The 23,214-nt window shown below is 69.3% G+C and carries 16 protein-coding genes; 7 read left to right on the top strand and 9 right to left on the bottom strand.

Going from position 1 to position 23,214, the window contains the following annotated elements:
* Nucleotides 1-3 precede the first annotated feature (3 nt).
* Nucleotides 4-2,991 carry a BTAD domain-containing putative transcriptional regulator gene (locus ACQEU1_RS34995; protein ID WP_433210840.1) on the bottom strand — a complete coding sequence of 996 codons (2,988 nt, stop codon included), beginning with the start codon at nucleotides 2,989-2,991 and terminating at the stop codon, nucleotides 4-6.
* A 705-nt stretch (nucleotides 2,992-3,696) separates the two neighbouring features.
* Here ACQEU1_RS34995 and ACQEU1_RS34990 point away from each other — a divergent pair.
* The gene (locus ACQEU1_RS34990) at nucleotides 3,697-3,930 is read left to right on the top strand and encodes a hypothetical protein (RefSeq protein ID WP_433210838.1); all 234 of its coding nucleotides are present in this window, start codon (nucleotides 3,697-3,699) and stop codon (nucleotides 3,928-3,930) included.
* Between the two features lie 44 nt (nucleotides 3,931-3,974).
* Nucleotides 3,975-6,518 carry a BTAD domain-containing putative transcriptional regulator gene (locus ACQEU1_RS34985; protein WP_433210836.1) on the top strand — a complete coding sequence of 848 codons (2,544 nt, stop codon included), beginning with the start codon at nucleotides 3,975-3,977 and terminating at the stop codon, nucleotides 6,516-6,518.
* Nucleotides 6,519-6,589: 71 nt separating this feature from the next.
* Here the strand turns inward: ACQEU1_RS34985 and ACQEU1_RS34980 are convergent, their stop codons facing one another.
* The gene (locus ACQEU1_RS34980) at nucleotides 6,590-8,335 is read right to left on the bottom strand and encodes a proline--tRNA ligase (RefSeq protein ID WP_433210834.1); all 1,746 of its coding nucleotides are present in this window, start codon (nucleotides 8,333-8,335) and stop codon (nucleotides 6,590-6,592) included.
* A 135-nt stretch (nucleotides 8,336-8,470) separates the two neighbouring features.
* Here ACQEU1_RS34980 and ACQEU1_RS34975 point away from each other — a divergent pair, with 135 nt between their 5' ends.
* A complete protein-coding gene (locus tag ACQEU1_RS34975; protein WP_433210832.1) occupies nucleotides 8,471-8,827 on the top strand; it encodes a VOC family protein in 357 nt (118 codons plus the stop codon).
* 703 nt (nucleotides 8,828-9,530) lie between these two features.
* On the opposite strand, the gene ACQEU1_RS34970 is transcribed toward ACQEU1_RS34975, so the two are convergent.
* Nucleotides 9,531-10,493 carry a GNAT family N-acetyltransferase gene (locus ACQEU1_RS34970; protein ID WP_433210830.1) on the bottom strand — a complete coding sequence of 321 codons (963 nt, stop codon included), beginning with the start codon at nucleotides 10,491-10,493 and terminating at the stop codon, nucleotides 9,531-9,533.
* 86 nt (nucleotides 10,494-10,579) lie between these two features.
* Between ACQEU1_RS34970 and ACQEU1_RS34965 the strand changes: the two genes are divergently transcribed.
* From ACQEU1_RS34965 to ACQEU1_RS34950, 4 genes are all read left to right on the top strand, one after another.
* Nucleotides 10,580-11,335 (top strand): SAM-dependent methyltransferase, encoded by a 756-nt coding sequence (locus ACQEU1_RS34965; RefSeq protein ID WP_433210828.1) that lies wholly within the window; start codon nucleotides 10,580-10,582, stop codon nucleotides 11,333-11,335.
* Between the two features lie 232 nt (nucleotides 11,336-11,567).
* A complete protein-coding gene (yaaA, locus tag ACQEU1_RS34960; protein ID WP_433210826.1) occupies nucleotides 11,568-12,296 on the top strand; it encodes a peroxide stress protein YaaA in 729 nt (242 codons plus the stop codon).
* Between the two features lie 209 nt (nucleotides 12,297-12,505).
* Entirely contained in the window at nucleotides 12,506-13,480 is a 975-nt protein-coding gene (locus ACQEU1_RS34955) for a serine protein kinase RIO (RefSeq protein ID WP_433211971.1), read from the top strand.
* Nucleotides 13,481-13,711: 231 nt separating this feature from the next.
* Nucleotides 13,712-15,259 carry a DEAD/DEAH box helicase gene (locus ACQEU1_RS34950; RefSeq protein WP_433210824.1) on the top strand — a complete coding sequence of 516 codons (1,548 nt, stop codon included), beginning with the start codon at nucleotides 13,712-13,714 and terminating at the stop codon, nucleotides 15,257-15,259.
* Between the two features lie 367 nt (nucleotides 15,260-15,626).
* On the opposite strand, the gene ACQEU1_RS34945 is transcribed toward ACQEU1_RS34950, so the two are convergent.
* The 6 genes from ACQEU1_RS34945 to ACQEU1_RS34920 form a co-directional block, all read right to left on the bottom strand.
* A complete protein-coding gene (locus ACQEU1_RS34945; protein WP_433210822.1) occupies nucleotides 15,627-17,450 on the bottom strand; it encodes an ABC transporter ATP-binding protein in 1,824 nt (607 codons plus the stop codon).
* Nucleotides 17,447-19,177, bottom strand: a complete 1,731-nt coding sequence (locus ACQEU1_RS34940) for an ABC transporter ATP-binding protein (RefSeq protein WP_433211968.1) — start codon at nucleotides 19,175-19,177, stop codon at nucleotides 17,447-17,449. The genes ACQEU1_RS34945 and ACQEU1_RS34940 overlap by 4 nt, the downstream gene beginning before the upstream one ends.
* A 225-nt stretch (nucleotides 19,178-19,402) precedes the next feature.
* Entirely contained in the window at nucleotides 19,403-20,311 is a 909-nt protein-coding gene (locus ACQEU1_RS34935; RefSeq protein WP_433210820.1) for an RICIN domain-containing protein, read from the bottom strand.
* 82 nt (nucleotides 20,312-20,393) lie between these two features.
* A complete protein-coding gene (cobA, locus tag ACQEU1_RS34930; RefSeq protein WP_433210818.1) occupies nucleotides 20,394-21,602 on the bottom strand; it encodes a uroporphyrinogen-III C-methyltransferase in 1,209 nt (402 codons plus the stop codon).
* 51 nt (nucleotides 21,603-21,653) lie between these two features.
* Nucleotides 21,654-22,367: a PIG-L deacetylase family protein gene (locus ACQEU1_RS34925; protein ID WP_433210816.1), complete on the bottom strand. Its 714-nt coding sequence runs from the start codon at nucleotides 22,365-22,367 to the stop codon at nucleotides 21,654-21,656.
* A 51-nt stretch (nucleotides 22,368-22,418) separates the two neighbouring features.
* On the bottom strand, nucleotides 22,419-23,195 hold the full coding sequence (locus ACQEU1_RS34920) for a S1 family peptidase (RefSeq protein WP_433210814.1): 777 nt from the start codon (nucleotides 23,193-23,195) through the stop codon (nucleotides 22,419-22,421).
* Between the last annotated feature and the right edge of the window lie 19 nt (nucleotides 23,196-23,214).

The following is a 23,214-nucleotide window of genomic DNA, read 5'->3' as shown; positions in this document are numbered from 1 at the left end:
CCGCTACCGCGCGCCGCCGTTGGACGTGACGGCGGCGGGCAGCGGGTTCTCGATCGTGATCTTCTCCAGCACCGCCAGCGCCTTGCGCTCCCACAGCTCGAGCCGCAGCTCCTGGAACGTCATCATCGCCTGCTCCACGATGGCGATCGCGTGGAACGTCTCCCCGCGCTGCGACACGAGCTGCGCGAGGTCGAGGCGGATGCGCGCGGCCCCGACCCGGTCGAGGTTCTCCTCGCACAGCCGGATCGCGCGCCGCAGCAGCCGTCCGGCCTCGGCGAACATGCGCATGCGGCCGTGGATCAGGCCCAGCGAGTGCAGCGCGTAACTCTCCCCCACGGTGTCGCCGGAGCGCTGCACCATGCCGAGCACCGACGTGATGAGCTGCTGCGCCTGCTCGTAGCGGCCCTGCACGAGCATCGCGCTGCCGAGCCGGTACAGCACCTGGGCCTCGACGCGCGGGCTGGAGATCTCCCGGCACATCGCCAGCGCACCGCGCAGTTGACCGACAGCGAGCTCGTGGTCGCCCCGGTCGAGCGACAGCTGGGCGAGCTGGGAGACCACGTAGGCCTGGCCCACGACGTCGCCGACGCGCTTGAAGCCGGTGAGCGACTGCTCGAAGATCCGCAACGCGAGCTCCGGCCGGCCCTCGTTGTACTCGAGGAGGCCGAGGTTGCGGCGGACGAGTGCGAGGCCGTGGGTGTCGTCCAGCTCGGTGAAGAGCTCCAGCGCCGGTTCGAGCGCGGCGCGGGACGCGTCCATGCGGCGCTGGCTGTGGTGCAGCGATCCCAGCGAGCAGAGCAGGGCCGCGGTGCCGCGCTTGTTGCCCGCCTTGCGCACGGCGTCGAGCGCGCGTTCGTGGGTGTGCTGCCAGTCGTCGAGGTAGCTGCGGGTCTCGAACAACGTCACGAGCGACATCGCGAGGTCCCACGCCAGCTCGTCCAGGCCGGCGTCGGCGGCCTGCAGGACGGCGGCGCAGATGTTCTGGCGTTCGCTCTCCAGCCAGCCCAACGGGTCCTGCAACACCTTGTCGACGTACGACGCGCTCGGTTGCCAGCGTTGGCCCGAGCCGTGCAGGACCGTGAAGTCACCGCCGTAGAGCTGCTGGTGCGCCTGCTCGGCCATGGCGAGCCAGCCGCCGGCGACGCGTTCGACGGACGCCAGCTGCACTGCCGGAGCCTCGTGCACCGCGAGCTGTTCCTTGGCGTACAGGCGGATCAGGTCGTGGAAGCGGTAGCGCGGCAGGCCCGTGACGTCGCTGCCGACGACGTCCAGCAGCTGCGCGTCGACCAGGCGCTCCAGCAGGTCGAAGCCGCGGTGGCGGTCGTCGTTCGTGAGCGCGGAGGCCGTCCAGACCGGCAGGCTCTCCGCCTCCAGCAACGACATCAGCCGCATGACCCGGCACGTGTCCGGCTCCAGGCCGTCGTAGGTCAGCGAGAGGCTGGCGCGCACGACCATGTCGCCGTGCACGAGCTCGTCGAGGCGGTACCTCTCGTCGGCGAGGCGGCCGACCATCGAGGCGAGCGTCCAGTGCGGGCGGGCGGCGAGGCGCGCGCCGATGATCCGCAACGCCAGTGGGAGCCCTCCCACGACGTCCACCAGCGCGGCCGCGGCGACCGGTTCGCTCTGCAGGCGCTGCGTGCCGATGATGCGCCCCAACAACTCCAGAGCGTCATCGGACGCCATGAAGTCGACGTCCACCAAATGAGATCCGGCAAGACCCGTCAACCGCGTACGGCTCGTGACGACGACACCGCACGTGGGCGAGCCCGGAAGCAGTTGGTGCACCTGGGACTCGCTGCCCGCGTCGTCGAGGACGACCAGCACGCGCCGGCTGGCGAGCATGCTGCGGTACATGTCCGCCCGTTCGTCCACGCTGTCGGGCAAAGTCGAGCCCACGGCGCCCAAAGCGGACAGGAATCGGCCGAGAACCTCGGCCGGCGTGGCCGGTTGGGCCTGCGTGCCGCGGAGGTCGCAGTACAGCTGGCCGTCCGGGTAGGTCTCGGCCGCGACGCGATGGGCCACGTGCACCGCGAGAGCGCTCTTGCCGATGCCCGCCTTGCCGGAGATGTTCACCACCGGCATCGTCAGGCGGTCGCCGGTGAGAACGCTCTCAGCGCGCGCCACGACGTCCTGGCGGCCGATGAAGTCCGAGATGGTGGCCGGGAGCTGGTGCGGTGACACGACGTTCTGCACGGTGACCGGTGCGGACTTCTCCTGGTCGAGGCGCAGCACCTCGTCGTCGGTCAGGATCGCGGTCTCGAGCTTGCGCAGTTGGTCACTCGGTTCGAGACCGAGGTGCTCGATGAACAGGTCGCGGCCGGTGCGGTAAACGTCGAGCGCCTCCGACTGCCGGCCGGAGCGGTAGAGCGCGAGCATGAGCTGTCCGCGTGGCCGTTCACGCAGTGGGTGTTCAGTGACCATGCTCTGCAATTCACCCACAAGAGCGTGATGCCGGCCCAGCAACAACTCGATGTCGATGCAGTTCTCCAACACCGACAGGCGTTTCTCGTCGAGGCGCAGCGCTTTGTTCTGCAACGTCGCCCCCGCGCCTCCCAGCGCGGGACCGCGCCACAGCGCGAGTGCGGCGCGCAGCACCGCGGAAGCCTCGTCCATGCGGCCTTGCCGGACGGCGGTGTCGGAGTCGGCGACGCGGCGTTCGAAGAGGAAGGTGTCGATCTTGTCCGCGGCGACTCTCAGCAGGTAGCCGGGCTGACGGGTCTCGATCTGCGCGTCGACGTCGACCCTCGAGAACTCCCGCCGGAGCGCGGACACGCAGATCTGGATCTGCGCTCGCGCGGTCGACGGCGGGGTGTGCTCCCAGACGAGGTCGATCAACTGGTCCATGCTGACGACGCGGTTCGCCTCGAGCAGCAACGCGCCCAGGATCGTCAGCTGACGCCCCGGCGGCACCTGCACCTGCTCCACGGCGCCGATTACCTCGATCGGGCCGAGCAGCTTGAATATCAGTTCCTCGTCAGGGGCTGAGCTCATGACGGACGACCCCTCGCGCCTCTATTTTCCGCAATGCCCCCGCACCTCGCGCTCCCGGTCGTTCTCACCTTTGTCGAATCAATTTTCAGAAGCTACGGAGAAAAACACTTCACGGACATCAACCCAGGAGTGGACTAAAAAGATGAAGCAACCTCACATCTACTACTTGAACGCTCCGAAACTAGCCTCAGGGAGGAAACCTGTCAAGATCCTTCTTGTGCATCGCGACACAATCCATCACAATGATACCGATCTCAACAGGCATCTCATTTGGAGATGATCAGGCCTAGTGCATCTAGGCAGATCAGCCGGTACGTGAACGGGAGAATTCCCCGGCGCGGAGGCTCACTTCACAAAGACCGCACAGCGTGTCGCCAAACAGCCTGCCAGCTCAAAGGACTACTCCGTGCGGCGCAGGACGTTCGTTCGGTTCGCTAACCGAATCTAAGCATTGCGGTACACCGCACCTAATTTCTGTGATTAACCGCCACCCTGCGTAGTAACAGCTGCGAGCTGACTGGCGACTCAGCGTTCGAACCGTCTCATATGGCGTTCGCAGCACCGCCATCACGACCGATTGATACGCGGCGGGTGCGCGATAGAGCCGCGATGGGCCGCGCTCCTAACTTCGTTCTCAGACGCCGCTCGTAAGGCGCCGCAGCATGACTCGAATCCTTAGGTCCGACCAAGTAGGAGGAGGCCGACATGATCCGCAAGACGACCGCCGCCGTTCTGGTTCTCGCCGCTGTCCCGGCGACCCTGGTGCTCGCGCTCTTCACCGGTACCGCGCAGGCCGCCGACACGCCGTGGAGCAACAGAGTGGCACACGACACCCCGTGGGTGCAGCGCTCAGCCGGCAATGACACCCCTTGGGGTACGAACGACACCCCTTGGCGCCACGGTGGCAACTCGCGGGGCGACGACACCCCCTGGGGCTGATCTCTCCCCTCCGCACGGACACCCACCCACTGGAGACCGGAACCATGCGATTTCACCTGCTGGGCTCACTGGAAGTCCTCGACGACGACCTGCCCGTGCCGCTGGGCGGGGTCAAGCAGCGCGCGGCTCTGGGTTTCCTCCTGCTGCACGCCAACCGGGTGGTGGCGACGAGCAAGCTGCTCCAAGCGCTGTGGCAGCAGGACGTGCCGCCCACCGCGCGCAAGATGCTCCAGAACGCCGTCTCAGGGTTGCGAGGCGTTCTCACCCCCCACGGCAGCGCCACCGAAGGGTCCGCACTGCTGCTGACCCACGCACCGGGGTACCTGCTGCGCGTGGACCAGAACTCCCTCGACCTGTCGCGCTTCCAGCAGCTGACCGAACAGGGACGAGGTGAACTGTCCGCGGGCAACTGGCCCGCCGCGGCCAGGGTGCTCCGCAAAGCGCTCAGCCTGTGGCGAGGACCGGTGCTCGCGGATCTCGTGGAGACCGGGATCAACTGGCCGGAGCTGACCGCCATCAAGGACTGGCGGCTGTCGGCTCAGGAGAACTGCTTCGAGGCGGAGCTCGCCTGTGGCAGGCACTACGAGATCATCGGCGAGCTGGAGTCGTTGATCGAGGTCGAGCCGTATCGCGAACGGCTCAACGGTCAGTTGATGCTCGCGCTGTACCGGTGTGGCCGGCAGGTGGACGCGCTGAGCGCCTATCGCCGGACCAGGGCGGCGTTGGTGGAAGGGCTCGGCCTGGAGCCGGGCCGCGAGCTCCAGGAGCTGGAGCGCGCGATCCTCGACCACGCCCCCGTGCTGGACCTCCCGCCGTCGGTGCAGCGCAGGCACCTGCTCGCCGTCGGCCAGACCTCCCCCGCTCCCGCTCCCGTCGTGATCACGTCCCCGCCCGCCGAGCCCGTCGTGACGGTGGACGCCAGGGACGTGACGACGGTGGAGCGCAAGCTCGTCAGCGTCGTGATGGTGTCGGCGCAGCTCGGTCTCGCCGCGGGTGACGGCGACCCCGAGGACGTCGACGCGGTGCACCAGGAAGTCGCTTCCGTGGTCGCCGCCGAGATCTCCCGGCTGGGTGGCGTTGTCAGCGGCAACGTCGGGTCCGTGTTCCTGGCGATGTTCGGTGTGCCCAAGACTGCCGAGGACGACGCCGACCGTGCCGTGCGTGCTGCTCTCGCCGTGCGCGATCGTCTGGCTTCTGTGGCGGACGTGCAGATCGGTGTGGCCACCGGTGACTCTCTCGTGCGATTGCCTGCTGCTGGTACGCCGACGGCTACGGGCGTGTTGTTGGACCAGTGCCGTCAGCTGATGGCGTTGGCACCGCTTGGTGCGGTGCGTGCGTGCGACTCGACGCGTGAGGCCTCGGTCTCCGTGACGTGGGAGACCGATGGCGCGCTGTCCGGTGGCTGGCAGGCGGTGTCGTGCATGCCGCCGCGCGGGGTCGACCGTCGTGCGCAGGCCGCCGTGCCGTTCGTGGAGCGCGAGCGTGAGTTGCTCGTGCTGCAAGGGCTTCTCGAGGAGGTCCGCACCCGGCGTCGTCCGCATTTCGTGACCGTGCTCGGCGAGGCCGGTGTCGGCAAGACGCGTCTCGTGAACGAGCTCGGCTCTTCTTCTTTGGTGTTGCGCGGTACCGCGACGGCTTTCGGCGACGACCGCGGCTTCGGGCCGTTGGCGGACGTGGTGAGCGGGTTCTCGTCGTTCGAGACGCTGCGGGCCGCGATGGCGTCACTGGTCGGCGTCGGTGAGCTCGCTGACCGGTTGCACGCCAGCCTGGCGTGCCTGGCCGAACCCTCTTCCGGTGTGCAGCCCGACTTCCCCTCGTGGCGGCGGTTCCTGGAGGAGGTCGCGGAGGCCTCGCCGCTGGTCGTGCTGCTGGAGGACGTGCACTGGGCGAACGACGTGGTGCTCGACTTCATGGAGGAGTTGAGCGAGCACGCCAGTTCGGTGCCGTTGCTGGTGATAGCGACCGCACGGCCGGAGCTGCTGCAGCGCAGGCCGTCGTGGTTCGGAGGGAAGCGCAACGCGACCACGATCAGCCTGGAGCCGTTGTCGCACAACGGGACGCGCAACCTGCTGGACTCGTTGCTGCCCTTCGGTGAGCTGTCTTCCGAGCTGTGGCAGACGTTGGTGTCGTGCGTTGGTGGCAACCCGTTGTTCGCCACCGAGTACGCACGGATGATGGCCGACCCACGGATGTCGTGCGTGCAGAACGGATCGTCGTTGCCTCTGCCGCCATCGGTGCGTGGCGTGCTCACGGCCCAGCTCGACTCGCTGCCGTTCGAGGTGAAGGCGGTGCTTCAGGACGCCGCCGTCGTGGGTGACCTGGTGTCGCCCGGTGCCGTGGCGGCGACCGGCGGCCGGGACGCGCTGGAGGCCGCGAAGGCGCTGGAACTGCTGGAACAGCGCGACTTCCTGCGCCGGCAGGGCCGCAACAGCGAGACGGGCGAGATCGAGTACGGCTTCCGGCACCAGCTGGTGCGCGACGTGGTGGCCGAGCAGCTGCCCCGCGCGTTGCGGGCCGCGAAGCACGAACGGGCCCAGGTGTGGTTCGACGAACCCGCCCTGGACCTCACCGACCGCCGGGCGGGCTAGCCCGGTGCAACGCTGAACGCCGGGCCGCGCGCCCACCCCCTGCGCGCTGCCCGGCGTTCGGTTCGTTCTGATCAGCCGCGGACGACCTGCACCAGGTGGTCGACGACCTCGGCGACCGGCACGTCCGCGCGCTCGCCGGACTTGCGGTCCTTGACCTCGACGACGCCGTCCTTCAGGCCGCGGCCGACCACCAGGATCGTCGGGATGCCGACGAGCTCGGCGTCCGCGAACTTCACGCCGGGGCTCGCCTTGCGGTCGTCCAGCAGGACCTTGAGGCCCTTGTCGCTGAGCTGCTTCGCGAAGTCCTCACCGGCCTGCGCGAGCGCCTCGTCCTTGCCGGCGACCACGACGTGCACGTCGGCGGGGGCGACGTTGCGGGGCCAGATCAGGCCGCGGTCGTCGTGCGACTGCTCGGCGATGGCCGCGACGAGCCGCGAGACGCCGACGCCGTACGAGCCCATGGTGATGCGGACGGGCTTGGAGTCCGGGCCGAGCGCGTCGAGCGTGAACGCGTCCGCGTACTTGCGGCCGAGCTGGAAGATGTGGCCGATCTCGATGCCGCGCGCGGCGACGAGCACGCCCTGGCCGTCCGGGGAGGCGTCGCCCTCGCGCACCTCGGCGACGTCGATGACGCCGTCGGGGGTGAAGTCGCGGCCCGCCACCAGGTCGACGACGTGGTGGTCGGCCTTGTCGGCGCCGGTGACCCACGCCGTGCCCGTGACGACGCGGGGGTCGGCGAGGAAGCGGATGCCGTTGGCCTGGATCGCGCCCGGACCGATGTAGCCCTTGACCAGGAACGAGTTCTTGGCGAAGTCGCTCGCCTCGAGCATCGCGACCTCGGCGGGCTCCAACGCCGCCTCGAGGCGCTTGAAGTCGACCTCGCGGTCACCGGGGACGGCCACCGCGAGCAGCGTCCAGTCCTTCTGGCCGGGCTGCTGGGTCTTGACCAGGACGTTCTTCAACGTGTCGGCCGCGGTGAACTTGCGGTCGGTGTTGGCGTTGAGGAAGTCCACCAGCGTCTCGATGGTGGGCGTGTTCGGCGTGTGGTGCACCTGCGCGGCGGGCTTGTCGTCGATCGACTGCGCGGCGGGCACCGGCGTCTTGACCGCCTCGACGTTCGCCGCGTACCCGGACTCGGTGCTGCGCACGAACGTGTCCTCGCCCGTCTCCGCGACCGCGAGGAACTCCTCGGACGCCGAGCCGCCCATCGCGCCGGACGTGGCGGAGACGATCACGTACTCCAGGCCGAGCCGGTCGAAGATGCGGATGTAGGCGTCGCGGTGGTTCTGGTACGACTGGCTGAGGCCCTCGTCGGTGAGGTCGAACGAGTACGAGTCCTTCATGAGGAACTCGCGGCCGCGCAGGATGCCCGCGCGGGGACGCGCCTCGTCGCGGTACTTGGTCTGGATCTGGTACAGCGTGACGGGGTAGTCCTTGTAGGAGCTGTACTCGCCCTTCACGGTGAGCGTGAACATCTCCTCGTGCGTGGGCCCGAGCAGGTAGTCGGCGCCCTTGCGGTCCTTGAGGCGGAACAGGTTGGGCCCGTACTCCTCCCACCGGTTGGTCGCCTCGTAGGGCTCCTTGGGCAGCAGCGCGGGGAACTGGATCTCCTGCGCGCCGAAGGCGTCCATCTCCTCGCGGACGACGGCCTCGATGTTGCGCAGGACCTTGAGCCCCAGCGGCAGCCAGGTGTACCCGCCCGGCGCGACGCGGCGGACGTAGCCGGCGCGCACCAGCAGCTTGTGGCTGGGCACTTCGGCGTCCGCCGGATCCTCGCGAAGGGTGCGCAGGAACAGCGACGACATCCTGGTGATCACGGTGGGTACTCCTCGTTCACGGGCAGTTGAAACAGCGTACTGGTTGGACATCCTTTGAGGTTGCGCGCGGTGCTTCCGTTGGCCTCTGACCTGCGCTTCCCGTAATTGTCAGACCCCCTGAGTAGCGTCCCTCCCATGCCTCTCTCCATCGACATGATCACGATCGACACGGGCGACGCCCGCAAGCTCGCCGAGTTCTGGACCGCCGCCCTCGGCACCACGATCCAGAACGACTGGGGCGAGTTCATCGTCCTCGCCCCCACCGGCTCCGGCCCTGCCCTCGGCATCCAGCAGGTGCCGGACGCCACGCCGGGCAAGAACAGAGTCCACTTCGACTCGCACGTGCCGGACCGCAAGGCGGAGGTGGCCCGCCTGGTGGCACTCGGCGCGTCCGAGGTCGGGGTGCACAGCGTGCCCGGCCTGGCCTGGTCCGTGGTGGCGGACCCGGACGGCAACCAGTTCTGCGTGGGCCAGCCAGGCGAAGAACTCTGACGCCGGAGCCGCCGAGCCGACAGGGGTGCGGCCGGCACGCGGTCCGCGCTGGCCACCCGCGGCGGACCAGCACGAGCCTGGCCGCTCACCCCGCGGCGAGCCGGCGCGAGCCTGGCCGCTCACCCCCTGCGGTGAGCCGGTGTGAGCCTGGCCTCTCAGCCCTGCGGTGAGCCGGCACGTGCCCGGGTCGGACCAAGACCAGCTACCCGCCACCAGCCCAGGTTCTCAACCCGACCACCCGGCCTGAGCGCCCAGCGCGAGCCGCCCGGCACGCGTCCCGAGCACCAGCGTCCCGGACCGCACCGGCTGCGCGAGCAGGTCATCCAGCTCGCCCGCCGGCGGACCTACCCCAGCGCAACCGCCCCAGCACCAAACCCCAAGGCGCCAAACACGAGCCGCAGCACCGACCACGCGGCACCCGAGCGAGCCGAGCATCAAGCAACACGACACACCAGCACTCCAGCTACCGGTACCAGCCCACGCAGCACCCGAGCTACCCGGCACCGGCTCACACCCGCCCGAGCGAGCCGAGCATCAAGCAACACGACACACCAGCACCCGAGCTACCCGGCACCAGCCCACGCAGCACCCGACTTGCCCGGCACCAGCCCACGCAGCACCTGAGCTACCCGGCACCAGCCCACACCCCGCCCGGCACCCGAGCAGCACCCACCCGACCACCAACCGCGTGGCCTCCTGGGCGTCACTCCTGGCGGTCCACCGGCAACCCGTAGTCCACCCACGTCCGCACCACCCCGAACCCGGCCCGCTCGTACACGCCGAGCGCACCGTCCGAGTTGGCCGAGTCCACCGAAAGCCCCGCGCGGTGGAACCCCCGAGCCCTCCCCTGAGCCAGCGTCCAGCTCAGCAGGCCCGAAGCCACCCCGCGCCCGCGGTGCTCCTCCGCGGTGCCGACGTCCCCGATCCACAGCTCGCGCACGCCGGTCATCTCCTCGACGACCGGGTAGTGCCGCGCGAGCACGAACCCCGCCACGGCTCCCTCGAAGAGCGCCAGGAAGGAGGACTCCGGCACGAACCTCGCGCTGTCGGTGAACGACTCCGCCCACTCCCGCGGGCTGCGGTCGGTCGAACCCCAGTGCCGGGCGAACGCCGCGTTGCAGACCAGCCTGACCTCCTCGGAATGGTCCGCCGAGTACGGCACGACCTCGTAGCCCGCCGGGATCGGGACCTGGGCGAGTGACTCGCCCAGTGCCACCTCCAGTTCGTGGAAGTGGCGGTCGGCGGTGAAGCCGAGCCCCGAGACCAGGGCGACGTGCCCCGCGGACCGGCTTTCCACCATGGCCGAAACGACGAGCGGCAGGTCCGGGTGCGCGGAAGTGTGCAGTGCGCGGGCCAGTTCGGCGAGCTGGAGCACGAGCGACCGGCCGATGCCCCGGCGGCGGAACGCCGGGTGCACCACGCCGTCGAGCCGGATCCTGTGCGTGCCAACGGGTTGCGCGCGTGGCGCCAGCAGTCCGTAGGCGACCAGCCGGGTACCGGCGACCGCGCCCAGTGAGGCGGTGGGCAGGCCGATCCTGCCGAACGACTCGGTGAAGTCCTCTTCGGACAGCAGTTCGCCGGTGTCGTCGACGGCCTCGGCCGCGTTGTAGAGCGCGGCCACCTCTGGGATGTCCGCTGTCGTGAGCGGGCGCCACACGAGTTCCACGCCGTCCGAAGCTACGGAAGGAGGACAACCCCTACAACCGAATAACGCATTGCCCGCGCGCCGCGGAAAAGGCCATCCTGCGAGGGATGACGTCTCCAGAGATCGCGCCGCTGCACGAGGACCTGACGTTCCACGGCCCGCTGTCCGAGGAACGGGCCGCCCGCCTGATCCGGTCGCTGACGCCGCTCGACCACGCCCACGTGGTCGACGTCGGCTGCGGCTGGGCGGAGTTCCTGCTGCGCACCCTGGAGGCGGCCCCGACGGCCACCGGCACGGGCGTGGACCGCGACGCGAAGGCCATCGCGCACGCCGAGGCCGCTGCGGAGGCCAGGGGCCTCACCACCAGGGTGAGCCTCCAGGCGGCCGACGTGACCGGGTGGCGTCCGGCCAGGCCCGCCGACGTGCTGATCGTCAACGGTGCCAGCCAGGTGTGGGGCGGCGATCCGTTGCACCACACGGCGAACGCGCTGACGGAGGCCAGGAAGCTGCTGGCACCGGGAGGACGGTTGCTGCTGGGCGAGGGTTTCTGGGAGAAGGAGCCCGCGGAGGCCCAGCTGGCGGCGATGCCGGTGCCCAAGGCCCAGTACAGCTCGCTGGCGGACCTCGTCGACCTGACGCACACCCACGGCTACCGGTTGCTGGCGGTGGAGCAGGCGAACCAGGACGAGTGGGACGTCTTCGAGAACGGCCACGCCCTGGCCTGGGAACGCTGGCTGCGCGAGAACCCGGACTCGGAGCACGCCCCGCACGTCAGGGCGACGGCCGACACCCAGCGCAACTACCGGCTGCGCGGGTGGCGCGGCACGATGGGCCTCGCCTACCTGACCCTGCAGGCGCCCTGACCGTCCGAAACCCGACGACGCGGTGTCCACCCGGCATCGCCTTGCCGCCGAACACCCCGGCGCTGTGCAACGCCATGCCCGACAACGGATCCGCGACGGCGACACCGCCCGCATCGTTGTCCGCGTGCGGTGAACCGCCGCCGCACTGGTGCCTCCACACGAGGCAGGCCGGAGCAGACCGCGCAGGTCCAGCGGTTTCCGGCGCGGGAACGCGCTGCCCTACGCTGCTCCCGTGCTGGTGCTGCTTCCCCCGTCGGAGACCAAGGCGATCGGCGGCGAGGGCGCGCCGCTCGACCTCGACGCGCTGTCGTTCCCCGAGCTCAACCCGATGCGCGACAAGCTCGTGTCCGCGCTGGCCGACCTCGCCCGCGACGTCCCGGCGAGCCTCAAGGCGCTCGACATCTCCGAACGCCAGGTCGACGAGGTGCACCGCAACGCGCTGCTGCGCACGTCCGAGACCACGCCCGCGCTGCTGCGCTATACCGGCGTGCTCTACGACAACCTCGACTTCCCGTCCCTGAAGAAGATCGAGAAGGAACGCGCCTACGAGCGGCTCGCGGTCGCATCGGCGCTGTTCGGAGCCCTCAAGGGCGGCGACCCGGTGCCCGCGTACCGGTTGTCCGGCGGCACGACGCTGCCCGACCACGGCAGCCTCCGCACGCTGTGGAAGCCCTCGCTGGAACCCGTGCTGAAGAGCGCCGACGAGTTCGTCGTCGACCTGCGCTCCGGCGCGTACTCGAGCCTCGCCCGCATCCCGCACGCCGCGGTCGTCCGGGTGGTCACGAGCGAGGGCAAGGTCGTCAGCCACTTCAACAAGGCGCACAAAGGTCTGCTCGCGCGCGCCATCGTCCGGACGGCGACGGAGCCGAAGGACCTGAAAGGACTGGTCAGGCTCGCGCAGAAGGCCGGGCTCAGGCTCGTTCCGACAGGCGAGAAGACCGCGGACCTGATCACGGATTAATTCGGTTGCGGGCCTCCGGGCCCGCACGGCAAGCTTCTCCCCGAAGCGTGACATCGGAGCTGGATCGAGGAGGTGCGTGATGTCAGAGCCTGTCTTTGGACGTGGCACCGCACTCGCGACCCGTCCAGCCGCCCTTCGCGCCTGATCAGCACCGTTTGATCGCAGAGCGCCAGTGGGGCGGTCACCTTCATCGCTTGGGAGACCCCACCGTGCGCGAGCACGATCTTTACGAACGTTTCGAAACGTCCTTCGACGACACCGCGGACTCCATGCGCCGCAAGGGAAAGCGCAGCAGGAGCAACCGCGCCGCCGACGACGGGGAACCGACCCGCCGCGGCCGCATGACCGAAGAGGAGAAGGTCCGCGTCGCCCGAGTGCGCGAGGACCAGCTCAGTTCGGCCGACACCCCCGAGGACGGCGACCGCTGGTCCACCTGGGGCGACGCCGAGCAGGGCCCCAAACCGCACCCGAGCTGGCTCATCACGGAACTGGCCGCGGTCGACCGCGAGCTCGGCATCGTGAAGACCGGCAAGGAGGCGGACGTCTTCCTGCTGGAACGCGCGATGGGCGACCGGGCGTGCCTGCTCGCCGCCAAGCGCTACCGCAGCAACGACCACCGGATGTTCCACCGCGACGCGGGGTACCTCGAGGGCCGTCGCATGAAGAAGTCCCGTGAGACGCGGGCGATCGCGAACCGCACCTCGTTCGGGCGCAACCTGATCGCGGAGCAGTGGACGGTCGCGGAGTTCGCCGCGCTCTCGAAGCTGTGGCAGATCGGCGCTCCCGTGCCGTACCCGGTGCAGCGCAGCGGTACCGAGCTGCTGCTGGAGTTCATCGGGGACGACGAGGGCACCGCGGCACCGCGGCTCGCGCAGACCCGTCCCGACGAGGACGAGCTGCTCGACCTGTGGCGCCAGCTGGTCGCGGCGCTGATGACGTTGTCCGAGGCGGGGATCACGCACGGCGACCTCTCCGCGTACAACCTGATGGTGCACGACGGCAGGCTGGTCATGATCGACCTGCCGCAGGTGGTCGACCTCGTCGCGAACCCGCGCGGGCCGGAGTTCCTCGACCGCGACGTCCGCAACATCTGCGGCTGGTTCGCCTCCAGGGGCCTTCCACCGGAGATCGGAGACCCGTCCGCGCTGGTCACGGCCCTGTTGGACGTGGCGGGCATGTCGTGAGTGACGCGCGCGCCCGGCAGTGTCCAACGACACGGCCGGGCGCGCAACGCGTTGTCAATGATCAGCTAGACTGTAAAAGCACCGATGAAGGCTTGACCGCCGTTGACCGGTGCGTCCACCCACTCATTCAGGCGTGACCACCACGCCGGGCTCGTCCTTGTGAACTGGCACCGCGACTCGCGCGGGGCAGCCTTGAGACGTGCCATGTCTCGGAGGTTTGTTTTGCCATCCATGTCCGAAGGTCGTTCCGAGCGCGGACAAAGCCGCAGGTCACCGCGGCGCCGCTCGGGTCGCCAGGGCAACTCCTCGCGTCCGCAAGCGCGGGTCGAGGAACCGATCGTCGCCGAGCACGTCGAGAGCACCTTGCCGGAAGGCCCGCTGCCCTCGTTCGCCGAGCTCGGCCTCTCCGACGCTTTGATCCGTTCGCTGGCCGCCAACGAGATCACCGAGCCGTTCCCCATCCAGGCGGCCACCCTGCCCGACTCGATGTCGGGCAAGGACATCCTCGGCCGCGGCCAGACCGGCTCCGGCAAGACGCTGGCGTTCGGTCTCGCGATGCTGACCCGCCTCGCCGGCGGCCGTTCCGCGCCGCACAAGCCGCGCGGTCTCATCCTCGTCCCCACCCGTGAGCTCGCGATGCAGGTGGAGACGGCGCTCATGCCGCACGCCCGCGCGCTGGGCCTGTGGTGCCGCGTCGTCGTGGGCGGCACGTCGTTCCCGCGCCAGATCGACCACCTGCGCCGCGGCGTCGACCTGCTGATCGCCACGCCGGGCCGGCTGTCCGACCACGTCCGCCAGGAGACCTGCGACCTGTCCCAGGTCGAGATCACCGCGCTGGACGAGGCCGACCAGATGGCGGACATGGGCTTCATGCCCCAGGTCCGCGCGATCCTCGACCTGACCCCGCAGGACGGCCAGCGCCTGCTGTTCAGCGCCACGCTCGACGGCGACGTGGACAAGCTGGTCCGCCAGTACCTGCACGACCCGGTGACGCACTCGGTGGCCCCGCCCACCGCGAGCGTCACGACCATGGAGCACCACCTGCTCTTCGTGTCCCAGGAGGACAAGCAGACGGTGGTGACCGAGGTGGCCGCGCGCGAGGGCCGCACGATCATGTTCGTGCGCACCAAGCACCACGTCGACCGCCTGGCCAAGAAGCTCCGCTCGGTCGGCGTCCACGCGGGCGCCCTGCACGGCGGCAAGGCGCAGAGCGCCCGCACCCGCGTGCTCGGCGAGTTCCGCGAGGGCACCACCCCGGTCCTGATCGCCACCGACGTGGCAGCCCGCGGCATCCACGTGGACGACGTCTCGCTCGTCGTGCACGTGGACCCGCCGGCCGACCCGAAGGACTACCTGCACCGCGCAGGCCGCACCGCACGTGCGGGCCAGTCCGGCACGGTCGTCACGCTCGTGACGCACGACCAGCGCCGCGCAGTCCAGGGCATGGCCGCCCGCGCGGGCATCCGTCCGGAGAGCACGAAGGTGCGCCCCGGCGACGACGACCTGGTCCGCATCACCGGCGCACGCACGCCGTCGGGCGAGCCGATCGTCGAACGCGAGAAGCCGGCCCGCCGAGGTGGCGGAGGCCGTCGCTTCGGCGCCCCCGCCGCAGGTGGCAGCGGCCGCGGCGAGTACCGCGGCGGCTCGGGCCGCAGGTCTGAGGGCGGCGAGTTCCGCGGCGGACCGCGCCGGTCGGAGCGGTCGGAGGGCGGCCGTTCGTTCGGCCGCACGGAGCGGGGCAGCAGCGCGGGCCGTCCGCGCCGGGCACCGCAGCACTGATCAACGGTTGAAGGCCGCTTCCCCGCGTTCGGGGAGGCGGCCTTTGCCGTGTCGTACGGCGGCCCATGGGGCGGAACTGGTACCCGCTGTGTAGAGCGGGAGCGCGATCTCGGAGCTCGGGGACGGCCTTCCTGGCGGCACTGCCGTTGCTCGTCGCAGGCGGTGGCGTTGCTGTTCGTGGGACCACCGCTGGGCAGATTGCTCCGGGCGCCGTTCTGGTTCAACGCGTTGACGTTCGCCGGTGCGGCCGTATCGGCGACGACGAACCTCTGCGGCGCAACGACCATGGCGACGTTGGTGTTGTTCGCCCAGCAACGCCTTGGGTGCGGGCCGCTCCGCAGTGTGCGAAGCGGCCCGGTGGTGACTATCAGACCGCTGCTGCGAACTGCGCTGAGTACAGCCGGTGGTAGGCGCCTTCCCTGGTGAGGAGTTCCTCGTGGGTGCCCTGTTCGACGATGCGGCCCGCCTCCATCACGAGGATCAGGTCGGCGTCGCGGATCGTCGAGAGGCGGTGCGCGATGACGAACGACGTGCGCGAGGAGCGCAGCGCCGCCATCGCGTGCTGGACCGAGGATTCGGTTCGGGTGTCGACGGAGCTGGTGGCCTCGTCGAGGATCAGCAGGGTCGGGTCGGACAGGAACGCGCGGGCGATGGTCAGGAGCTGCTTCTCGCCCGCCGAGACGTTCGAGCCCTCCTCGTCGATCACGGTGTCGTAGCCGTCGGGAAGGCAGCGGACGAAGCGGTCCACGTAGGTCGCGCGGGCCGCGGCCAGGATCTCGGCTTCCGTCGCGCCTGGTTTGCCGTAGGCGATGTTGTCGCGGATCGTGCCGCCGAACAGCCAGGTCTCCTGGAGCACCATGCTGGCCTGCGAGCGCAGGTCGGCGCGGCTCAGGGCGGTGATGTCGACGTCGTCGAGGGTGATGCGGCCGCCGTTCAGCTCGTAGAAGCGCATGATCAGGTTGACCAGGGTGGTCTTGCCGGCGCCGGTGGGGCCGACGATGGCGATCATCTGGCCCGGTTCGGCCACCAGGGACAGGTTCTCGATCAACGGCTTGGACGGCTCGTAGGAGAAGGAGACGTTCTGGAACTCGACCTTGCCGCAGCGCCACGGCGGCGCAAGAGCGTCGGCCGGGTCCGGGCGTTGTTCGGGGGCGTCGAGGAGTTCGAAGACGCGTTCCGCCGAGGCGACGCCGGACTGCAGGAGGTTCGACAGGGAGGCGGCCTGGGTCAGCGGTTGGGTGAACTGGCGGGAGTACTGGATGAACGCCGTGACCTCGCCCAGGGTCATCGAACCGGTCGTGATGCGCACGCCGCCGATCACGGCGATGGCCACGTAGCTGAGGTTCGACAGGAACATCATCGACGGCATGATCAGGCCCGACACGAACTGCGCGCCGGCCGCCGCCTCGTAGAGCTGGTCGTTGCGGCGGCGGAACTCCGCCTCCGACTCGGCCTGGCGCCCGAACGCGGTCACGAGCTGGTGGCCGCTGAACGCCTCCTCGATGTGCGCGTTGAGTTCGCCCGTGTGCTTCCACTGCGCCACGAACTGCTTCTGCGCGCGCTTGCCGATCGCGCCCGTCAGCACGACGGAGAGCGGGATGACCAGCATCATGATCGCCGCCAGCAGCGGTGAGATCACGAACATCATCACGGTCACGCCGACGAGGGTGAGCAGGGCGGTGAGCAGCTGGCTCATCGTCTGCTGCATCGTGGTCGAGATGTTGTCGATGTCGTTGGTGACGCGGGAGAGCAGCTCGCCGCGCGGCTGGCCGTCGAAGTACTTCAGCGGCAGGCGGTGCAGCTTCTCCTCGACGCTCTCTCGCAGCCGGTAGACCACGCGCTGCACGACGCCGTTCACCAGCCGCCCCTGCAACCAGCTGAACAGCGACGAGAACACGAACAGTGCCAGCGCGAACCCCAGCACCCCCGCCAGCGCGCCGAAGTCGATGCCGGAGCCGCGCAGGCCGTTGAAGATGATGTCGGTGGCGTCACCGAGGATCTTCGGCCCCACGACGGTGAACGCGATGCCGAGCACACCGAGCGCTACGACGAAGACGAACGTGACGCGCTCGGGCTTCATCAGTCCGACAAGGCGCCGCGCCGACGCGCCGAAGTTCGAAGCCTTGCGCACGGGTGCCTGCATGCCGAAACGGGCGGCAGGGCCTGCCGGTCGCTGGTCCCGGGTGGTCATGACGCTTCCTCCGGCGTGAGCTGGGAGTGGACGATCTCCAGGTAGGTGGGACAGCCGGCCATCAGCTCGGTGTGCGTGCCGCGGCCGACGATCTCGCCCTTCTCCAGCACCAGGATCTGGTCGGCTTCGGCCACTGTGGACACCCGCTGCGCCACGACGATCACCGCCGCGTCACGGGTGTAGGGACGCAGTGCCGCGCGCAACGCCGCGTCCGTGGCGAGGTCGAGCGCGGAGAACGAGTCGTCGAACAGGTAGACGTCCGGCCTGCGCACCAACGCGCGGGCGATGGACAGCCGTTGCCGCTGGCCGCCGGACAGGTTCGTGCCGCCCTGCGCGATCTTGGCGTCCAGTCCGCCCATCGCGGTCACGAAGTCGGCGGCCTGCGCGATGTCCAGCGCCGCCCACAACTGGTCCTCGCCCGCGTTCTGGTCGCCATGCAGCAGGTTCGACCGCACGGTGCCGGTGAACAGGTAGGACTGTTGCGGCACAAGGCCGATCCGCGCCCGCAACGCCTCGGGGTCCTGCGCCCGCACGTCCACGCCGCCGACCCGCACCTCCCCCGCCGTCACGTCGATCAACCGCGGGACCAGGCTCATCAACGTCGTCTTGCCCGACCCGGTGCTGCCGATGATCGCCGTGGTCTGCCCGGCCCCCACGGAGAACGACAGGTGCTTCAGCACGGACGCGTCGGCACCGGGGTACCGGAACTCCACGCCCTCGAAGGAGACCTCGCCACGACCTGAGGAAGCGGCCATCGGCGCGACCGGCGCGTGCACGGTCGGTTCGGTCTCGACGACCTCCATGATCCGACCGGCGCTCACGGCCGCACGCGGCACCATCGTCGAGATGAACGACGCCATCATCACGGACATCAGGATCTGCAGCAGGTAGGCGAGGAACGCGGTCAGCGCACCGACCTGCATCTCGCCGTCCGCCACGCGGTGCGCCCCGAACCACAGCACCGCGACGCTGGAGATGTTGAAGATCAGCGTGACCGTCGGGAAGATCATCGCCTGCAGCCGGCCGGCCCGCAGCGCGATGTCGGTGAGCTGCGCGTTGGCGTCGGCGAACCGCTGGGTCTCCGACTTCTCCCGCACGAACGCCCGCACCACGCGCACGCCGGTGAGCTGTTCGCGCAGCACCCGGTTGACGTGGTCGACCCGCTCCTGCTGGCGGCGGAACAACGGCACCATCCGCACCGTGATCATCGCGACCGCGACGGCCAGCACCGGCACGCAGACCAGCAGGAGCCACGACAGCCCGACGTCCTCGCGCAACGCCATGACCACGCCCGCGACGGACATGATCGGCGCGGCGACGAACATCGTCGTCAGCATCACGACCAGCACCTGCACCTGCTGCACGTCGTTGGTGGTGCGGGTGATCAGCGACGGCGCCCCGAAGCGCGCGACCTCCTGCGCGGAGAACGACCCGACCCGGTGGAACACTCCCGACCGCACGTCCCGCCCGAACGCCATCGCGGTGCGCGTTCCGTACCGGACCGCCACAATCGAACACGCGATCTGCACCAGCGAGACGGCGAGCATCCAGCCGCCCAGCCCGACGATGTAGGACGTGTCGCCCTTCGCGACGCCGTTGTCGATGATGTCGGCGTTGAGGCTGGGCAGGTAGAGCGAGGCGATCGTGCCGACGAGCTGAAGCGCGACGACGATGGTCAGCTCGCGCTTGTACGGTCGGAGGTACGTGGTGAGCAGCCGGGTGAGCACCCGGTCCTCTCCTGGCCGCGCGGGTGGCGCGGCGGGGTCGGGGCGGCTGGGCGCCGCGACGGTCTGGGCGGACACGGGGAGCTCCTCCGGGTCGAGGTCGGTGCCCCTCCAGTAAATAGACAAGAATCCTGATAGTCAAGATTTATGACTAAATTAGGTGACGCCGGACAACGACGAAGGCCGTCCCCTCGCACTGAGGGAACGGCCTTTTGCCAGCTCAGCAGGTCACTTCTTGGCGGCCGCCTTGAAGTTCCACTGCGCGGCGGTGCCGGAGCAGGACGCCGCCGTCACCTTGCCGGATGCGTCGCGGTAGCACTTGGTGTTGTACTGCATGTCCGAAATGGTCTTGTTCGGGTTGATCGACCACTGCTGAGCCGGTCCGCCGTCGCACTTCTTCAGGACGACCTTGCCGGATGAGAGCGCGGTGCACTGCTGCGTGCCGTACTCCATGAACGCGCCGTGGAACTTGAACTGCTGGTTCGTCGCGCCGGTGCACGTCGCCGTGGTGAGCTGCGCGCCGGACGCGCCGCCCTGCAGGCACTTGCCGGTCGAGACGTTCTTGTACTCGCCGTTGGTGGTCTTGGGCTTCGCGCCGCCGTAGCACTCGCCGTTCGACGTGTTGAAGATCGGCGTCGAGTCGACGGTCAGGTTCGACGGCGGGTTGATGATCGTCTCTTCGAGCACCGGCTTGCCGTCGTCGTGGTAGTTCGTCAGCGCGTCCTCGCAGTCGATCGCGGCCATGGCGTTGCCGCCCTTGCCGCCGACCCACGCGTCGAAGTGCCACAGCTTCGGGCCGCCGTTGGGGCCGTTGCCGTTCCAGTCCTGCTCACAGGAGGAACACGAGTCCTCCATGATGAAGTACTTCTTGACCCGGGGGAAATAGATCTTCGTGCCCGGTTTGGCCTCTTTGCTGGACGTGGCGAACGTGATCGGGTCGTTCCACGTGCCCTTTCCGCCGGCCGTGTCGTGCAGCTGCGGATAGGCGATGTCACCGCCGGGGGGCGTGTTGTCCCACCAGCCGTAGAACGTCCAGAAGACCTGCTGGGAGGCCGGTGCCGCCATCGCGGGTGATGAAGCGAACAAACCGGACATCGCGAGCAAAATACCTGCCGCCAAAGACAGGGCGCGTTTCATGCGTGCCTCCGCACAAACCGGTGGACATGGGCGGCGTGAGAGCAGAGTCCACCGGATGCGCGGCTTTTGTAAAGAAACTTATCTAACTATTTGCGGAAGCAATGTCGGTGACCGGGCCGACCACGATGATCGCCGGCGGACGAATCTCGTGGGCCTTCACATCGGCCCCCAGATCGTCCAAAGTGGACTTCAGAACGCGCTGGGACGCCGTGCTGCCCTCCTGGATGACGGCGACGGGCGTCGAGCCCGGCCGTCCTTCCATCAACGCTGTGGCGAACGCACCGGCGCGTTCGACCGCCATCATCAGCACGACGGTGCCGTTGAGGCGTGCGATCGCGGACCAGTCGACGAGCGAACGCGGGTCGTCCGGCGCCACGTGCCCAGAGACGACGACCACCTCGTGTGCCACACCTCGGTGCGTGACAGGCACACCGGCCAATGCGGGCACACCGAACGCTGACGTCACGCCCGGCACCACGGTCACCGGGATCCCAGCCTCCGCGCACGCCAGCAACTCCTCGAAGCCGCGCCCGAAAACGTACGGGTCGCCACCCTTGAGGCGAACGACGAACTTCCCCTCTTTGGCGCGGTCGATCAGCGTCTGGTTGATGAACTCCTGCGTCGCCGCACGCCCGTACGGGATCTTCGCCGCGTCCACGACCTCGACGTGCGCCGGCAGCTCTTCGAGGAGCTCCCGCGGTGCCAGCCGGTCGGCCACGACGACGTCCGCGTGCGCCAGCAAGCGCTTGCCCTGCACCGTGATCAGTTCCGGATCGCCGGGACCGCCACCGACCAGGGCCACGCCGACGGGCGGTGCGGCCTGGTCCGCGATGCGGCCGTCGCGCAACGCCGCCACGAGCCCGTCGCGCACGGACGCCGACCGGCGGTGCTCGCCACCCGCCAGCACGCCGATGAGCATGCCGTCGTGCGTGCCCGTTGCCGGCGTCACGGCCGTGCCCTCGACGGCGATGTCCGCACGCACGCAGAACACACGGGCAGAAAGGGCTTCCTCACCGATCTGTGCGTTCACCTCGATGTTGGAAGTACACGCCACCACGTACCAGGCGCCCTCGACGTCACCGGCCTCGAACCGCCGTTCGTGCCACACCAACTCCCCCGCGTCGACCATGCCCTGCACGGCGGGGGTGACGGACGGCGACACGAGCTCGACGGCGGCGCCGGACGCGATCAGGCGGGGCAGCCGGCGCTGCGCGACCGTGCCACCGCCCACCACGAGGACGCGCCGGCCCCGGAGGTCGAGGCCGGCCAGGTAGTGCTGTTCAAAGGGCATGCGTAGAAGCATCCACACCGGACCCGCCGTGTCCAGCCGAAGGGAACATGGTCACAGCGCCAGCAGCTCGAAAGAGGTGGCCAGGACCCCGCCGAACCGCGTGCCGACGTTCTCGGCCATCGAACGGAGGAACGGCTCGGGGTCGGCCATGTCCCCGCTCAACGCCTCCAGATAAGCCTTGTGCGCGCGTAGCGATGCCACGGAAGCGTCGAACGAGTCGGTGATGTCCACGGCGTGCGTCGACAACGGCGAGGACGCCGCCGCCACGTATCGCACGCCTTCCCACTTCTCCAGCCCCAGCTCCGGAAAGATCCAGCGGTTGCCCGCGTCGCGCACGGCGTCGACCGTGGCGCGTCCGACGGCGATGTGGTCGGCCATGTTCAGGCCGCCACCGGGCCAGGTCTCGCGGTAGTTCCCGGTGATCACGAACTCGGGCCGGTGGCGGCGGATGGCGGATGCGATGTCGCGCCGCAGCGGAATCCCGTACTCGATCGTGCCGTCCGGGTGGTCCAGGAACTCGACGTCGGTCACGCCGACGGCCGCGCACGACGCGATCTGCTCCTCGACCCGCAACGGCGCGCAGACGGCCGGTTCCATCGAGTCGATGCCGTTCTCGCCACGGCACGCGAGGACGTACGCGATCTTCTTGCCTTGGGCGGTCCAACGCGCGATGGCGCCCGCACCGCCGTACTCCATGTCATCGGGGTGAGCGACGACGACCAGCGCGCTCGCCCAGTCTTCTGGCACAGCTTCCAGATCAGGCATGCGTGCAGGGTGCGCGCAGCAGCACGCACCCTGCAACAGGCAAACGACTGCTTACAGCTGAGCCGTGATCACCGAGTTGTAGGTGGCGATCCGGCCGTACACGCCGGGGTAGCCGGCCCCGGCGCAGCCGCGGCCCCACGAGGTGTCACCGATGAGCTTGCCGCCGTAGACCAGCGGGCCACCGGAGTCGCCCTGGCAGGTGTCGGTGCCGCCCTGCGGGAAGCCCGCGCAGACCATGGAGCTGTTGCTGTACTGCGGGTACGCGGTGCGGCAGGTCGCGTCGGACGTCAGCGGCACGTTCGCCTTGAGCAGGTAGCGCGACGCGGAACCACCCGAAGAGGTGGTGCCCCAGCCGAGGATCAGCGCGGAGTTGCCCGCCGCGTAGAGCGCGGTGTCGGCAGGCGTGGCGAGCGGCAGGGTGGCGGAGCTGATGTTGCGGTCGAGCGTCAGCACGGCCACGTCGAAGCCGGACGTCGCGGTGCGGTAGCTCGGGTGCACCCAGATGCGGGTGACGCTCGCGACGGTGCCCGCGGTGCTCTGCTTGTCGTCACGGCCGTGCACGACGCGCGTGCTGGACGCGGAACGGCCGGAGACGCAGTGCGCGGCGGTGACGACCTTGTTGGCCTTCACCAGCGTGCCGCCGCAGAACTGCGAACCCGAGGTCGACGCCAGGTAGACGACCCACGGGTAGGTCGCGGTGCTCGCGCGCGTGCCACCGACGATCATCGGCGACACGTCGCCCGCGTTGGCCGCGGGGGCGACGAAGAAGATGCTCGCGAACGCGGTCACCGCGATGGACACGATCAGGCGACGCAGGGTTTTCGCCATGTTGCCAGTCCTTCCCTTG

It is taken from the genome of Lentzea sp. CA-135723, from assembly GCF_050936595.1.
Lineage (GTDB): Bacteria > Actinomycetota > Actinomycetes > Mycobacteriales > Pseudonocardiaceae > Lentzea.
This window is presented reverse-complemented; position numbering and strand designations above follow the sequence as displayed.

What these genes read in the sequence shown, in the direction of transcription:
- ACQEU1_RS34965 (WP_433210828.1), top strand. Translation starts at nt 10,580, where the DNA reads ATGACGTCTCCAGAGATCGCGCCGCTGCACGAGGACCTGACGTTCCAC.
- ACQEU1_RS34935 (WP_433210820.1), bottom strand. Translation starts at nt 20,311, where the DNA reads ATGAAACGCGCCCTGTCTTTGGCGGCAGGTATTTTGCTCGCGATGTCC.
- ACQEU1_RS34945 (WP_433210822.1), bottom strand. Translation starts at nt 17,450, where the DNA reads ATGACCACCCGGGACCAGCGACCGGCAGGCCCTGCCGCCCGTTTCGGC.
- ACQEU1_RS34990 (WP_433210838.1), top strand. Translation starts at nt 3,697, where the DNA reads ATGATCCGCAAGACGACCGCCGCCGTTCTGGTTCTCGCCGCTGTCCCG.
- ACQEU1_RS34975 (WP_433210832.1), top strand. Translation starts at nt 8,471, where the DNA reads ATGCCTCTCTCCATCGACATGATCACGATCGACACGGGCGACGCCCGC.
- ACQEU1_RS34925 (WP_433210816.1), bottom strand. Translation starts at nt 22,367, where the DNA reads ATGCCTGATCTGGAAGCTGTGCCAGAAGACTGGGCGAGCGCGCTGGTC.
- ACQEU1_RS34950 (WP_433210824.1), top strand. Translation starts at nt 13,712, where the DNA reads ATGTCCGAAGGTCGTTCCGAGCGCGGACAAAGCCGCAGGTCACCGCGG.
- ACQEU1_RS34920 (WP_433210814.1), bottom strand. Translation starts at nt 23,195, where the DNA reads ATGGCGAAAACCCTGCGTCGCCTGATCGTGTCCATCGCGGTGACCGCG.
- cobA (WP_433210818.1), bottom strand. Translation starts at nt 21,602, where the DNA reads ATGCCCTTTGAACAGCACTACCTGGCCGGCCTCGACCTCCGGGGCCGG.
- ACQEU1_RS34995 (WP_433210840.1), bottom strand. Translation starts at nt 2,991, where the DNA reads ATGAGCTCAGCCCCTGACGAGGAACTGATATTCAAGCTGCTCGGCCCG.
- ACQEU1_RS34985 (WP_433210836.1), top strand. Translation starts at nt 3,975, where the DNA reads ATGCGATTTCACCTGCTGGGCTCACTGGAAGTCCTCGACGACGACCTG.